This window comes from Aeromonas sp. QDB39 (assembly GCF_027707585.1).
GTDB lineage: Bacteria > Pseudomonadota > Gammaproteobacteria > Enterobacterales > Aeromonadaceae > Aeromonas > Aeromonas hydrophila.
The window spans coordinates 64085-78624 of the sequence record NZ_JAPCIV010000018.1 but is presented as its reverse complement, the minus strand read 5'-3'; the positions used below and the strand labels follow the sequence as shown (position 1 = coordinate 78624).

Annotated in this window: 14 protein-coding genes; 12 read left to right on the top strand and 2 right to left on the bottom strand. The window is 63.2% G+C overall.

Annotated elements, in window-relative coordinates:
• Positions 1–138: 138 nt before the first annotated feature.
• Both fabR and PG899_RS12395 read left to right on the top strand, forming a co-directional pair.
• On the top strand, positions 139–759 hold the full coding sequence (gene fabR, locus PG899_RS12400; protein WP_005308043.1) for an HTH-type transcriptional repressor FabR: 621 nt from the start codon (positions 139–141) through the stop codon (positions 757–759).
• Positions 760–779: 20 nt separating this feature from the next.
• Complete coding sequence (locus tag PG899_RS12395; protein ID WP_113995426.1) at positions 780–1145, top strand: YijD family membrane protein; 366 nt, start codon at positions 780–782, stop codon at positions 1143–1145.
• A gap of 38 nt (positions 1146–1183) precedes the next feature.
• Here the strand turns inward: PG899_RS12395 and PG899_RS12390 are convergent, their stop codons facing one another.
• Both PG899_RS12390 and rsmD read right to left on the bottom strand, forming a co-directional pair.
• Complete coding sequence (locus PG899_RS12390; protein WP_270697410.1) at positions 1184–1495, bottom strand: DUF1145 domain-containing protein; 312 nt, start codon at positions 1493–1495, stop codon at positions 1184–1186.
• 110 nt (positions 1496–1605) lie between these two features.
• Positions 1606–2235 (bottom strand): 16S rRNA (guanine(966)-N(2))-methyltransferase RsmD, encoded by a 630-nt coding sequence (rsmD, locus tag PG899_RS12385; protein WP_011704347.1) that lies wholly within the window; start codon positions 2233–2235, stop codon positions 1606–1608.
• A gap of 110 nt (positions 2236–2345) precedes the next feature.
• Between rsmD and ftsY the strand changes: the two genes are divergently transcribed.
• The 10 genes from ftsY (at position 2346) to hutH (ending at position 14403) form a co-directional block, all read left to right on the top strand.
• The gene (gene ftsY, locus PG899_RS12380) at positions 2346–4184 is read left to right on the top strand and encodes a signal recognition particle-docking protein FtsY (protein ID WP_270697409.1); all 1839 of its coding nucleotides are present in this window, start codon (positions 2346–2348) and stop codon (positions 4182–4184) included.
• Positions 4185–4274: 90 nt separating this feature from the next.
• Positions 4275–4943 carry a cell division ATP-binding protein FtsE gene (gene ftsE, locus PG899_RS12375; protein WP_011704349.1) on the top strand — a complete coding sequence of 223 codons (669 nt, stop codon included), beginning with the start codon at positions 4275–4277 and terminating at the stop codon, positions 4941–4943.
• A complete protein-coding gene (gene ftsX / locus PG899_RS12370; protein WP_011704350.1) occupies positions 4943–5896 on the top strand; it encodes a permease-like cell division protein FtsX in 954 nt (317 codons plus the stop codon). Before ftsE ends, ftsX begins: the two co-directional genes overlap by 1 nt.
• Before the next feature lie 452 nt (positions 5897–6348).
• Positions 6349–7203, top strand: a complete 855-nt coding sequence (gene rpoH / locus PG899_RS12365) for an RNA polymerase sigma factor RpoH (RefSeq protein ID WP_016349143.1) — start codon at positions 6349–6351, stop codon at positions 7201–7203.
• 200 nt (positions 7204–7403) lie between these two features.
• Entirely contained in the window at positions 7404–8063 is a 660-nt protein-coding gene (can, locus tag PG899_RS12360; protein ID WP_005308055.1) for a carbonate dehydratase, read from the top strand.
• A gap of 11 nt (positions 8064–8074) precedes the next feature.
• Positions 8075–8779: a histidine utilization repressor gene (hutC, locus tag PG899_RS12355; RefSeq protein ID WP_011704352.1), complete on the top strand. Its 705-nt coding sequence runs from the start codon at positions 8075–8077 to the stop codon at positions 8777–8779.
• 155 nt (positions 8780–8934) lie between these two features.
• Positions 8935–10170 carry an imidazolonepropionase gene (hutI, locus tag PG899_RS12350; RefSeq protein ID WP_039212851.1) on the top strand — a complete coding sequence of 412 codons (1236 nt, stop codon included), beginning with the start codon at positions 8935–8937 and terminating at the stop codon, positions 10168–10170.
• The gene (hutG, locus tag PG899_RS12345) at positions 10163–11107 is read left to right on the top strand and encodes a formimidoylglutamase (RefSeq protein ID WP_270697408.1); all 945 of its coding nucleotides are present in this window, start codon (positions 10163–10165) and stop codon (positions 11105–11107) included. The genes hutI and hutG overlap by 8 nt, the downstream gene beginning before the upstream one ends.
• Positions 11108–11162: 55 nt before the next feature.
• The gene (gene hutU, locus PG899_RS12340) at positions 11163–12866 is read left to right on the top strand and encodes a urocanate hydratase (RefSeq protein ID WP_270697407.1); all 1704 of its coding nucleotides are present in this window, start codon (positions 11163–11165) and stop codon (positions 12864–12866) included.
• 4 nt (positions 12867–12870) lie between these two features.
• On the top strand, positions 12871–14403 hold the full coding sequence (gene hutH / locus PG899_RS12335) for a histidine ammonia-lyase (RefSeq protein ID WP_270697406.1): 1533 nt from the start codon (positions 12871–12873) through the stop codon (positions 14401–14403).
• Positions 14404–14540: the final 137 nt, after the last annotated feature.

Here is a 14540-nt window from a genome sequence, read left to right as displayed (position 1 = left end):
CCTTTCAGCGAACAGCTGTGCGCCATTCTCCATGCAGCCAGAATTCGGGTCAATGGTAAAAAAGTAGGAGACAAACCTGATCCTGGCGCAGCCTTCGGGTTATCATTTGGCCTCGATAACCTGAAGGTGACTGTTTTCGTGGGTATTCGCGCGCAACAAAAAGAAAAAACCCGGCGTACTCTGATCGAGGCGGCGTTCAGCCAACTGTGCGCCAACCGCAGTTTTTCCAACCTCAGCCTGCGGGAAGTGGCGCGGGAGGCCGGCATCGCGCCCACCTCCTTCTATCGTCACTTTCGCGACATGGAGGAGCTGGGGCTGACCCTGGTGGATGAAGGCGGCCTGACCCTGCGTCAGCTGATGCGCCAGGCGCGCCAGCGCATCGCCGGGGGGGGCAGCGTCATCAGTACCTCGGTGCAGACCTTCATGGAGTTCGTCGAGAACAACCCGAACATCTTCCGGCTGCTGCTGCGCGAGCGCTCCGGCACCTCGGCGGCATTCCGGCAGGCGGTGGCGCGGGAGATCCAGCACTTCATCGCCGAGCTGACCGATTACCTCGAGGCCACCACGGGGGCGCCGCGGGAAGAGGCCTACATCCAGGCCGAAGCCATGGTGACCATCGTCTTCAGCGCCGGTGCCGATGCCCTCGACATGACCAGCGAGGAGTGCCGGGCCCTGTCCGATCGCACCATCCGTCAGCTGCGCATGATCGCCATGGGTGCCGAGGTCCAGAACCAGAAGCGCCGTGAACCTCTCTCTTAAGTCAAAGGATGGACAGCTCCATGCATGATCAGAACCCGATCCCGAAGAAACCCCTGCTGCTGGCCCTGCTCATCGGCATCTGTGGTGATGCCTCCCTGACGGTCTTGTCGGAGTCGGTAGTGCCCTTCTCCTTCTTCCCGATGATCGCCCTGGTGCTGGCTGCTTATCAGCTCTACCAGCACTACCGTCATGTCTCGCTGGAGGGCAACACACCCGTTTGCATGCTGCTCTGCTTCTTCATCGGGGTGTTTGGCCACTCGGCGCTGGTCAAGGTGCAGTACCCCGAGCTTGGCAGCAACTTCTTCTCGCTGATCATGATGTTGCTGCTGCTGGCCGTGCTCTCCATCAAGCTCGGCATCAGCGTGGGGAAAAAAGAGAAGGAGTGACCAGCACTCCTTCCAGAACCACCATGACAGAGCCGGGATCACCCGGCTTTGTTGTCTGTGCCGCGCTGTTTGGCATCGACGATGGCCTGCAGCCTGGCGCGGATCTCCACCATGCCGAACACCCCGAATACCAGCACCTGGGTGAACTCGAGCCGGCTCATCGCGAAGTAGGGCTTGCAGGCTGCCTTGACCATGCTGGCCTGCACCCAGTGCATCAGGGCCACGATCACGCCGCACACCGGCAGAAAGCCGTTGAGCTTGCCCGGCAGCGGGGCGATCAGGCTGACCAGCACGCCGAACCAGAAGAACAGGATCAGGCCCATCGCCAACAGATTAAACACCCGCTTCATCGTTTACCTCCCGCAGATAGAGTTGATAGCAGACTTGATTTGATCGACCCGCTTGTCCTTGAGCCGTTGTCCAAATTGACGGGGAGGGGCACCGCGCCCATCTCCCCCCTTTAAACTGCAGCGTCATGCTTGGTGTCTCGCAGATAGAGCTGATAGCAGACCTGGCCTGCCTGTTTGTCCTTGAGTAGTTGCCAGCTGGCCGGCAGCGGCAGATCGGCCATCTCCTTCTCCCGCTCCAGATAGATGAGGGCATCCGGTGCCAGCCAGCCGCGTTGCTCCAGCAGCTCGCACACCTGAGGCAGCAGTTCGCGGCGAAAAGGGGGATCCAGAAACACCAGATCGAACGGCGTGGCCGGCCCCTGCAGCCAGCTGACGGCATCGGACTGGATCACCTGGCCCTGGCTGCTGCCGAGGGTGGTCAGGTTCTTCTTGATCTGGTCGGCGGCGCCCTTGTCCATCTCGATCAGGGTGACCTGCTCGGCATAGCGCGACAGCGCCTCCAGCCCCAGGCCGCCGCTGCCGGCGAACAGATCCAGACAGCGGGTGCCACGGACATGAGGGGCCAGCCAGTTGAAGATGGTCTCCTTGACGCGATCCGTGGTGGGTCTGAGTCCTTCCACATCCCTGACCGGCAGTTTGCGGCCTCGCCACTGACCGCTGATGATTCTTACAAAGCCCGATTTCCCCTGCGGGGCTGGGCTCTTGCTCGGGCCGTTACGGCTGGATTTCACTCTGGGCATCGCGTTTCGTCGTCAGAAAATAAAGTGGTAGTATAAGGCGGTTCATTTTTATGCCGACCCGCCGAGGGACGGCTATCTTAGCAGTCAGCCTTTGATGTGAGTATTTTTAGATGGCAAAAGGTTTGTTTTCCTGGCTGGGTTTCGGCCGCAAGAAAGAAGAGGCTGAGGCTGTCCAGACACCGCAAGCCACCCCGATTACCGCTGAGCCTGAGGTCGCTGCTGCCCCCGCTCCCGTTTCCGATCCTACGCCAGCCGTGGCGGCCGAAGTGCCCGCCAGCGCACAGAATTCCGTTTTGCATGATGATTGCTGCCCACCTGCCGAGCTGGATGACCATGGTCCGCTGGTGGTGGAGGAGTGTGCCTCCGATCTGGAGCCGGTGATCGTCAATGAAGCCCTGCTGGCCGAAGAGGAGCGTGCCGCTGCCGAGGCACAGGCTCAAGAGGCTGCCCGTGTTGCTGCCGAGCTCAAGGCTGCGCAAGAAGTTCGTATTGCCGCCGAGGCTCGCTCTGCAGAAGAGACTCGCATTGCCGCTGAGGCCCGCGCCGCAGAAGAAGCCCGCATGGCCGCCGAGGCCCGCGCCGCAGAAGAAGCTCGTGTTGCTGCCGAGGCCCGCGCCGCAGAAGAGGCTCGCTTTGCTGCCGAAGCCCGTGCCGCAGAAGAGGCCCGTATTGCTGCCGAAGCCCGCGCTGCAGAAGAGGCCCGTGCTGCCGAGGCCCGTATTGCTGCCGAGGCCCGCGCCGTGGAAGAGGTGCGTATTGCTGCCGAGGCCCGTGCCGCAGAAGAAGCCCGTATTGCTGCCGAAGCCCGAGCCGCAGAAGAAGCCCGTATTGCTGCCGAAGTCCGCGCCGCGGAAGAGGCGCGTATTGCCGCCGAAGCGCAGGCTGCCGAGGAAGCCCGTCTCGCCAAAGAGGCCCAGCGAGCGGAAGATCTGCGCCTGGTCGCCGAGATGGAGGCTGAGGCCGCCGCATTGGCCGCCCTGCCGCTGGCCGCCAAGGTGGACGACGACACCCAGGAGAAGCCGCAGCGGGAGGGCTTCTTCGCCCGCCTCAAGCGCAGTCTGGTGCGCACCAGGGAGAATATCGGCTCCGGTTTCTTCGGCCTGTTCCGTGGCAAGAAGATCGACGACGAGCTGTTTGAAGAGCTGGAGACCCAACTGCTGACCGCCGATCTCGGTGTCGATACCACCAGCCGCATCATCGAGGGGCTGGTGCAGCACGCGGATCGCAAGCAGCTTAAGGATGCCGAGGCACTGTATGGCCTGCTCAAGCAGGACATGGGGGAGATGCTGGCCAAGGTCGAGCAGCCACTGGTGATCGACACCAGCAAGAAGCCTTACGTGATCCTGATGGTGGGCGTGAACGGCGTCGGCAAGACCACTACCATCGGCAAGCTGGCCAAGCAGTTCCAAGCCGAGGGCAAGAGCGTGATGCTGGCCGCCGGCGATACCTTCCGTGCCGCCGCCGTCGAGCAGCTGCAGGTGTGGGGTCAGCGCAACAACATTCCGGTCATTGCCCAGCATACCGGCGCCGACTCCGCCTCCGTCATCTATGACGCCATCGAGGCTGCCCGCTCCCGCGGCGCCGACGTATTGATCGCCGACACCGCCGGCCGCCTGCAGAACAAGAGCAACCTGATGGAAGAGCTCAAGAAGGTGGTGCGGGTGATGAAGAAGCTGGACGATGCGGCGCCCCACGAGATCATGCTGACTCTGGATGCAGGCACCGGCCAGAACGCCCTGAGTCAGGCCAAGCTGTTCAGCGAGGCGGTGGGCCTGACCGGCATCACCCTCACCAAGCTGGACGGCACCGCTAAGGGCGGCGTCATCTTCGCGGTGGCCGACAAGTTCCAGATCCCGATCCGCTACATCGGGGTGGGCGAGGGGATCGACGATCTGCGTCCGTTCGTCGCCAACGACTTCATCGAGGCGCTTTTCAGTCGCGAGGAGTGATCTCCTTCGCGATGAGCAAGCTCGGGCGCCGCGAGTCGTGCGCCCCCAGCCCCGACCCTGGTCGGGGTTGGTCACTGTCAGGGAACCGTTATGATCCGTTTTGACAAGGTCAGCAAGGTCTACAGCGGCGGCCATCAGGCGCTGCAGAAGGTCAGTTTTCACCTGCGCAAGGGGGAGATGGCCTTCCTGACCGGGCACTCGGGTGCAGGCAAGAGTACCCTCCTCAAGCTCATCAGCGTGATGGAACGGCCCACCGACGGCCGTGTTTTCTTTCATGGCGACGATGTCAGCCATATCAAGCGGGGGGAGATCCCCTACGTGCGCCGCCAGATCGGCATGATCTTCCAGGATCACCGGCTGCTGATGGACCGCACCGTGTTCGACAACGTGGCGTTGCCGCTGGTGATCGACGGCTACAGCCATGCGGACATCAACAAACGGGTGGCGGCGGCGCTCGACAAGGTTGGGCTGCTCGGCAAGGAACGCTACCAGCCGCGCATGCTCTCCGGCGGGGAACAGCAGCGGGTCGGTATCGCCCGCGCCATCGTCAACAAGCCGCCGCTGCTGCTGGCGGATGAGCCGACCGGCAACCTGGATCCCCAGCTCTCCATGGACATCATGCGACTGTTCGAGGAGTTCAACCGCTTCGGCGTCTCCGTGCTGATTGCCACCCACGATCTGGGGCTGATCGCCCGCATGCGTTATCGCACCCTGACCCTCAAGGCGGGTCGCATGTATTCGGCAGGGGAGGAGCTCTGATGGCTATCGTTCGTCATAAACAGCCACCGCTACGGCGCTTCATGATGTACTGGGTCGACCATGCCCGGCAGGCTTTTTCCAGCCTGGGGGAGCTGTGGCGCAACCCGCTCGCCTCGCTGATGACGCTGGCGGTGCTGGGGGTCAGCCTGGCGTTGCCCTCCTGCTTCCACGTGCTGCTGAAAAACGCCGAGGTGGTAGAGGGCAGCTGGCAGACCAGCTCCCAGATCTCCCTCTATCTGCGCAAGGATCTGCCCGAGCAGAACATCCTCGACATGAAACAGCGGATCCTGCTCTACCCGGAGGTGGAGTCGGTCACCTACATGAGCCGGGATGAGGCGCTCAAGGAGTTTCGCGAGATCTCCGGGTTTGGCGATGCGCTCGACTACCTCGACAGCAACCCGCTGCCACCGGTGCTGAGCGTGATCCCGGATCCGCGCTGGCAGAACCCGGAAGGGGCGGCCGAGCTGCTCAACAAGCTCAACAACGAAGACGGGGTGGAACAGGGCAAGCTGGATCTGCAGTGGCTGACCCGGCTGCAGGGGATCATGAACCTGCTGCGCCACACCATCACCGGCATCGCCGTGCTGCTGCTCTCCGCCGTGCTGCTGATCGTCGGCAACACGCTCAGGCTGAATATTCTCAACCAGCGTTCCGAGATCGAAGTACTCAAGCTGGTGGGGGCGACCGATGCCTTCATCCATCGCCCCTTCCTCTATACCGGCATCTGGTTCGGGGTCATCGGTGGCATGCTGGCCTGGTGGTTGACCGAGGTGATGGTGATCTGGAGCGAAGGGGTGGTGAAGGAGCTGGCCGGCCTCTACAACAGCAACTTCCGGCTGGTGGGGATGGGGGCGGTGGACGGGATCAACCTGATCCTGCTGGGCGCCTTGCTGGGGCTGATCGCCTCCTGGTTTTCGGTCCATCGTCACATTCGCGACATCGAACCGTCCTGATTAATTTATCAGCGTTTTAAAGCGCTGGATTTTGCGACCTGGATCAAGTAAAAGAGTGGCCGTTTCTGGCACGGCCGCCGTTCTGGGAGTAATCTGAACATTGCCGATCTTCGGGATCTTCTCTGGATCCTGTGAACCTTCTGATTTATAAGCAGTCTACAAATGCTGAAGAATTTATACGGGTGTGGCCCCTATGCCTTGCTCGTCTGACTTGGCAAGCATGTGAAGGTTGCGAGCTCCGCAACAATGGACTTAGCATGCTACTTTTCGGGGGTCCTTTATTGTGACCCCCTTTTTTTGACTGTTCATTCATGATTCATCCTGCCGGCCTAAGATAACCCCGGTCCAAACATGTTCAGCATGTTTGATGCAGGCCGCAGAATGGCGTCCGGTCAGTAGACAGGCCCTCTCAGGGTGTTAGACTGATTCGATTGAAAAGTAAGAGGTAGAACATGGGAACTTCATTGCAGCGCACTATGGCTCTGATTCCGCAAGGTAGTCTGGAAGGCTATATCCAGGCAGTAAACTCGATTCCGGTGCTGAGCGCAGAGGAAGAGCGTGAACTGGCTGAGCGTTTGCAGCAGGGTGGCGATCTCGAGGCTGCCCGTCAGCTCGTTATGTCGCACCTGCGCTTTGTCGTTCATGTCGCCAAGAGTTATGCCGGCTACGGCCTGCCCCAGGCCGACCTGGTGCAGGAAGGCAACATCGGCCTGATGAAGGCGGTCAAGCGTTTCGACCCGAGTGTCGGCGTGCGCCTGGTCTCCTTTGCCGTGCACTGGATCAAGGCCGAAATTCACGAATACGTACTGCGCAACTGGCGCATGGTCAAGGTGGCGACCACCAAGGCCCAGCGCAAGCTGTTCTTCAATCTGCGCAAATCCAAGAAACGTCTGGGCTGGCTGAACCACGAAGAGGTGCAGGCCGTGGCTGCCGACCTCGGCGTCTCCGCCGCCGACGTCACCGAGATGGAAGCGCGCATGAGCAACTACGATCAGGCGTTCGATCTGGTCGGCGATGACGAAGAAGAGGGCGGTTTTGCGCCGGTTCACTATCTGGAGGACAAATCCTCCGATCTGGCGGCTACCATCGAGAACGACAATTGGGACGATCACGCGACCCGTCGCCTGAGTTCGGCCCTGGCTACCCTGGACGAGCGCAGCCAGCACATCATCCGTGCCCGCTGGCTCGACGATGACAGCAAGACCACCCTGCAGGAGCTGGCCGATACCTACGGCGTCTCCGCCGAGCGGGTGCGTCAGCTTGAGAAAAACGCCCTCAAGAAGCTGAAGGATGCGATGGAAGCATAAGCCTGTGCGTCGAACGGGTTCGTCTACTTGAGAAGAACGCGCTTAAGAAGCTGAAAGATGCCATGGAAGCCTGATGCTTCCTCCCATAAAAACAGGGCCTGATGGCCCTGTTTTTGTTTGACGGGGATCTGGTCGGCCTTGCCTTGGTTACCCTTGTGTATGGTATGTTGCCGCCACTGCCACAGTAGGGAGAGCAGATAGTGAAACTCTTGAACGACTTGTTTACCAACAACCGCGAGTGGGCGGAACGGATCAAGGCCGAGGATCCCGAATTCTTTGCTACCCTCTCCGCCCAGCAGGCCCCCGAATACCTCTGGATCGGCTGCTCCGACAGCCGGGTACCCGCCAACCAGCTGATGGGGCTGCTGCCGGGGGACGTGTTCGTCCACCGCAACGTCGCCAACCTGGTGGTACACACCGACTTCAACTGCCTCTCGGTGCTGCAATACGCGGTCGAAGTGCTCAAGGTGAAGCACATCATCGTCTGCGGCCACTACGGTTGTGGCGGCGTCAAGGCGGCGATGCAGAACCAGGAGCTGGGGCTCATCGACAACTGGCTGCGCAACATCAAGGATGTCTACTTCAAGTATCGCGAGCAGCTGGATGCCATCGAGGATGAGCACGAGCGCTTCGATTACCTGTGCGAGCTGAACGTGGCCGAGCAGGTGGCCAACGTCTGCCACACCACCATCATCCAGAACGCCTGGCGCAAGGGTCAGGAGCTGGCGGTACACGGCTGGATCTACGGCATCAAGGACGGTCTGCTGCACGATCTCGATCTCTGCATCAGCGGGCCCGAGCAGATCCCGGACGTCTATCGCGCCTGGCCGGACATGCGTCCGCCCCACCGCCGTCGCTGAGGAGCATCCCGTTGGCACCGGCCCTCTATCTGCAGATCAAGCAGCACATCCTGGACGGGATCCGCGAACGCCACTATCAGGCGGGCGACCGGATCCCGACCGAGGCCGCCCTGTGCGAACAGTTCGCCGTGAGCCGGATGACGGTCAACAAGGCGCTGCGCGAGCTGGTGGCCGAGGGGTGGCTGGTGCGTACCGCCGGCTCCGGCAGCTTCGTGGCGGACAGGCGCACCGAATCGCCGCTGCTGGCCATTCGCAACATCGCCGACGAGATCGCCGAGCGGGGCAGCGAGTACAGCGGCCGGGTGATCCGGCTGCAGCGCCAGGCCGCCGACGAGAAGGTGGCGGTGCAGCTGGGCCTGCGGGTCGGCGCCCCCATCTTCCACAGTCTCATCGTGCATCAGGCCGATGGTGAGCCGCTGCAGCTGGAAGAGCGCTTCGTCGATGCCGAGCGGCTGCCACAGTACGGTGAGCAGGATTTTGCCAGCCAGACCCCCAACCGCTATCTGATGGAGGTCTGCCCCCTCTCCGAGATGGAGCACGTGGTGGAGGCGGTGCTGCCAAGTGCCGGCGAGGCCGGCTTGTTGCAGGTGCGGGTCGACACCCCTTGCCTGCTGCTGCATCGGCGTACCTGGTCCGACGGTTATCTGGTCTCCTATGCCCGTTTGCTGTCGCCTGGCTCCCGCTACAAGTTGAGCTCCAAGACCAGCCTCAGCTAATTGTATATACAAATTCTTTTTGACCAAGCCCGCCTCTGGCGGGCTTTTTTGTGTTTAAGCTCTAATGAACACGCTGTTATCAAGATGTGAACTTGATCCTTTCTTTCCCGTCAGAGATCGGATATAAGTTAATGTATATACATTTAGAGGTCGGTATGAACAAGGAACTGTTGAACTGCGAGCGGGTCTGGCTCAACGTGACACCCGCCACCCTGCGCTCCGATCTGGCCGACTACGGTCTGCTGGAACCCCATGCCCTCGGCGTTCACGAGGGGCGGATCCACGCCCTGGTGCCGATGCAGGATCTCAAGGGCCCCTATCCCGCCCATTGGCAGGACATGAAGGGCAAGCTGGTCACCCCCGGCCTCATCGATTGCCACACCCACCTCATCTTCGCCGGCAGCCGCGCCGAAGAGTTCGAACTGCGCCAGAAGGGGGTGCCCTATGCGGAGATCGCCCGCAAAGGCGGCGGCATCATCAGCACGGTGCGCGCCACCCGCGCGGCCTGCGAGGATCAGCTGTTTGAGCTGGCGCTGCCGAGGGTGAAATCCCTGATCCGGGAAGGGGTCACCACGGTGGAGATCAAGTCCGGTTACGGCCTCACCCTGGAAGACGAGCTCAAGATGCTGCGAGTCGCCCGCCGACTGGGGGAGGCGCTGCCGATCCGGGTCAAGACTACTCTGCTGGCGGCCCATGCAGTGCCGCCGGAGTATCGCGACGACCCCGACTCCTGGGTCGAGACCATCTGCCAGGAGATCATCCCGGCCGCCGCCGAGGCGGGCCTGGCCGATGCGGTGGACGTCTTCTGTGAACACATCGGCTTCTCGCTGGCCCAGACCGAGCAGGTCTATCTGGCGGCGGATCAATACGGTCTGGCGGTGAAAGGGCACATGGATCAGCTCTCCAACCTGGGCGGCAGCACGCTGGCCGCCAACTTCGGCGCCCTCTCGGTGGATCACCTGGAGTACCTGGATCCGGAAGGGATCCAGGCGCTGGCCCATCGCGGCGTGGTGGCCACCCTGCTGCCCACCGCCTTCTACTTCCTCAAGGAGACCAAGCTGCCGCCGGTCGCCGCGCTGCGCAAGGCGGGGGTGCCGATGGCGGTCTCCTCCGACATCAACCCGGGCACGGCTCCCATCGTCTCGCTGCGGATGGCCATGAACATGGCCTGCACCCTGTTCGGTCTGACCCCGGTGGAGGCCATGGCCGGGGTGACCCGCCACGCCGCCCGCGCGCTTGGCGAGCAGGAGCAACTGGGACAGCTCAGGGTCGGCATGCTGGCGGACTTTCTGGTCTGGAACTGCGGCCATCCGGCCGAGCTCAGCTACCTCATCGGCGTCGATCAGCTGGTGAGCCGGGTGGTCAACGGCGAGGAGACCCTCCATGGATAAGTTCAACCCGGTCGACATGTCGGTCTGGCAGGGGCGTCAGGATCCGGAAGATGGCGAGCTGGCCCTGCGCTGGCACGACAAGGTGCAACCCTGGCCACAAGCAGGCCACGCCGCCCCGGGCGTTGTCCTGGTGGGCTTTGCCTGTGACGAGGGGGTGCGCCGCAACAAGGGGCGGGTCGGGGCCGCCGGTGCGCCGCTGGCGGTGCGCAAGCTGCTGGCCAACAGCGCCTGGCATCTGGGTCGGCCCGTCTATGACAGCGGTGACGTGAACTGCGAGGATGGCGATCTCGATGCCGCCCATGGCCGGTTGGCCGAACGGGTGGCCCGCTTGCTGGATGAGGGGCACTTCCCACTGATGCTGGGCGGTGGCCACGAGGTGGCCTTCGGCAGCTGGAGCGGCCTCAACCTGCATCTGGCCGGTCGTGGCCGGATCGGCATCATCAACTTCGATGCCCACTTCGACCTGCGCATGAAGCTGGAGCAGGCGAGCTCAGGCACCCCCTTCTTCCAGATTGCCGAGCAGTGCGCCGCCCAGGGCACGCCGTTTACCTACGCCTGCCTCGGGGTGGCCGAGACCGCCAATACCCGGGCGCTGTTCGCGCGCGCCGAGGCGCTGGGGGTGTGGCACGTGCTGGACGAGGCGATGACGCCGGCCGAACTGCCGGCCTTGCTCAGCGGGCTGGATGCCTTCATCGCCCGCTGTGACCACCTCTATCTGACCATCGATCTGGACGTGCTGCCGGCGGCCGTGATGCCGGGAGTGAGTGCCCCTGCCGCCCGCGGTGTGGAGCTGGCAGTCATCGAACCGCTTATCGCCCATATCCGGGCCAGCGGCAAGCTGCGGCTCGCCGATCTGGCCGAATACAACCCGAGTCTGGATCAGGACAACCGCAGTGCCCGCGTGGCTGCGCGGCTGGTCCACCAGTTAACCAAGTAGCGGCCTGCCACCGGCCGGCCGCCATGCTGCTGCATTGATAAAACAAGGAGTGTGTATGTCTGAGCAACACCTGGATCCCCGTCAGGATCCGAGCCGGGTCATCCGTGCCCCCCGTGGTACCGCGCTGACCGCCAAGAGCTGGCTCACCGAAGCGCCGCTGCGGATGCTGATGAACAACCTGGATCCCGAGGTGGCCGAGCATCCCCAGTCGCTGGTGGTGTATGGCGGCATCGGCCGCGCCGCTCGCAACTGGGCCTGCTTCGACAAGATCGTCGAGGTGCTGACCCGGCTCGAGGAGGATCAGACTCTGCTGGTGCAGTCCGGCAAGCCGGTCGGGGTGTTCCAGACCCACAAGGACGCGCCGCGGGTGCTGATCGCCAACTCCAACCTGGTGCCGCACTGGGCCAACTGGGAACACTTCAACGAGCTCGATAAAAAGGGCCTGATGATGTACGGCCAGATGACCGCCGGCTCCTGGATCTACATAGGTACTCAGGGGATAGTGCAGGGCACCTACGAAACCTTCTTCGCGGTGGCCAACCAGCACTTCAACGGCGAACCCAAGGGACGCTGGATCCTCACCGGCGGGCTCGGCGGCATGGGTGGCGCCCAGCCGCTGGCCGCCACCATGGCCGGCTTCTCGATGATCGCGGTGGAGTGCGACGAGACCCGCATCGATTTTCGTCTGCGTACCCGTTATGTGGACAAGAAGGCCCACAGCCTGGATGAGGCGCTGGCCATGATCGAAGAGGCCAAGCAGAGCGGCAGCGCCGTCTCCGTCGGTCTGCTCGGCAATGCCGCCGACGTGTTCGCCGAGCTGGTGGCCCGTGGCATCACCCCGGACGTGGTGACCGACCAGACCTCTGCCCACGACCCGGTACACGGCTACCTGCCCCAGGGCTGGAGCGTGGCCCAGTGGCGCGCGCTGCAAAAATCCGCTCCCCAGGAGGTGAACGTCGCCGCCCGCCACTCCATGGCTCGTCAGGTCGAAGCCATGCTGACCCTGCAAAGCCGCGGTGCCGCCACCCTGGATTACGGCAACAATATCCGCCAGATGGCGCTGGAGGAGGGGGTGAAAAACGCCTTCGACTTCCCCGGCTTCGTCCCGGCCTACATTCGCCCGCTGTTCTGCGAGGGCATTGGCCCGTTCCGCTGGGTGGCGCTCTCCGGCGATCCGGAAGACATCTACAAGACCGACCAGAAGGTGAAGGAGCTGATCCCCGATGATCCTCATCTGCACAACTGGCTCGACATGGCTCGCGAGCGCATCGCCTTCCAGGGCCTGCCGGCGCGGATCTGCTGGGTCGGGGTGAAGGATCGGGTGCGCCTCGGCCTGGCCTTCAACGAGATGGTCAAGAATGGCGAGCTGAAAGCCCCCATCGTCATCGGCCGCGATCACCTGGATTCCGGCTCGGTGGCGAGCCCGAACCGCGAGACCGAGTCGATGATGGATGGCTCCGATGCCGTCTCCGACTGGCCGCTGCTCAACGCCCTGCTCAACACAGCCGGCGGCGCGACCTGGGTCTCCCTGCACCATGGTGGTGGGGTCGGCATGGGCTTCTCCCAGCACTCCGGCGTGGTGATCGTCTGTGACGGCTCCGATGATGCCGCCAAGCGGGTCGGTCGGGTGCTGCGCAACGACCCGGCTACCGGGGTGATGCGTCACGCCGACGCCGGCTACGAGATTGCCATCAACTGCGCCCACGAGGCGAAACTGGATCTGCCGATGCTGACCGCAACGGGCAAAGGAAAGGTGTAACACCATGTTTGAATTGACTATTACCCCGGGCGAGCTGGATCTTGCCACCCTGCGCCGCGTCAGCCGCGAGCCGGTACACATTGCACTGGATCCCGCCGCCCTGGCGGGGATCCACGCCTCCGCCGCCGTGGTCACCAAGGTGATCGAGCAAAACCGGGTGGTGTACGGTATCAACACCGGCTTTGGCCTGTTGGCCAACACCCGCATACCGGTGGAGCAGCTGGATGAGCTGCAGCGCTCCATCGTGCTCTCTCATGCGGCAGGGATTGGTGAGTACATGGATGACGCCACCGTGCGGCTGATGATGGTGCTCAAGCTCAACTCGCTGGCGCGCGGTTTTTCCGGCATCCGACTGGTGGTGCTGGAGGCCCTGATGAAGCTCATCAACGCCGAAGTCTATCCGGTGGTGCCGAAGAAGGGCTCCGTCGGTGCCTCCGGCGATCTGGCGCCGCTGGCCCACATGAGTTGCCTGCTGATTGGTGAAGGCAAGGCCCGTCACGCTGGCGAGCTGATCGACGCTGCTACGGCGCTGAAAATAGCCGGACTCGAGCCCATCGCGCTGGCACCGAAAGAGGGGCTGGCCCTGCTCAACGGCACCCAGGCGAGCACCGCCTTCGCGCTGGAAGGCTTGTTCCACGCCGAGGATCTCTACGCCGGCGCCATCACCATCGGCGCCATGAGCGTGGAGGCGGCCCTTGGCAGCCGCCGGCCGTTCGATGCTCGCATTCACGCGGTGCGCGGTCAGCGTGGCCAGATCGACGCGGCCGCCTGCTACCGCCACCTGCTGGTGGATGGCAGCGAGATCGGCATGTCCCATCACAATTGCGAGAAGGTGCAGGATCCCTACTCCCTGCGCTGCCAGCCGCAGGTGATGGGCGCCTGCCTGACCCAGATCCGCCAGGCCGCCGAGGTGCTGGTGTGCGAGGCCAACGCGGTTTCCGACAACCCGCTGGTGTTTGCCGAGGATGAAGACATCCTCTCCGGCGGCAACTTCCACGCAGAACCCGTGGCCTTTGCCGCCGACAACCTGGCGCTGGCCATCGCCGAGATCGGGTCGCTGTCCGAGCGGCGCATGGCGCTGCTGATCGACTCGCGGATGTCCGGTCTGCCGGCCTTCCTGGTCAACAACGGCGGGGTGAATTCGGGTTTCATGATCGCCCAGGTCACCTCGGCGGCGCTCGCCTCCGAGAACAAGACGCTGGCCCATCCGGCCTCGGTGGACAGCCTGCCCACCTCCGCCAACCAGGAGGATCACGTCTCCATGGCCACCTTCGCCGGTCGCCGTTTGGCAGACATGGCCGAGAACACCCGCGGCATTCTGGCGGTGGAACTGCTGGCGGCAGCGCAAGGGCTGGATTTTCGTGCCCCCCTGCGCAGCACCGAGCTCATCGAGCTGGCCAAGGGCCGGCTGCGGGAAGAGGTCAGCTTCTACGACAAGGACAGGTACTTCGCGCCGGACATCGAGGCGGCCGCCGCCCTGCTGGGCCGCGCCAGCTACAACGACCTGCTCCCGGCCGGCGTGTTGCCGAGCCTGTAAGCACTGCTCCCCCTTCTCCCGTGGCGGGAGAAGGGTAGGGGATGAGGGGGAAGCCGCTTCTCTGGCGTCCGTGAGATCCCGGAGCAGATAACAAAAGACCGCCCAATCGGGCGGTCTTTGCGTTTCTGACGTTGCTT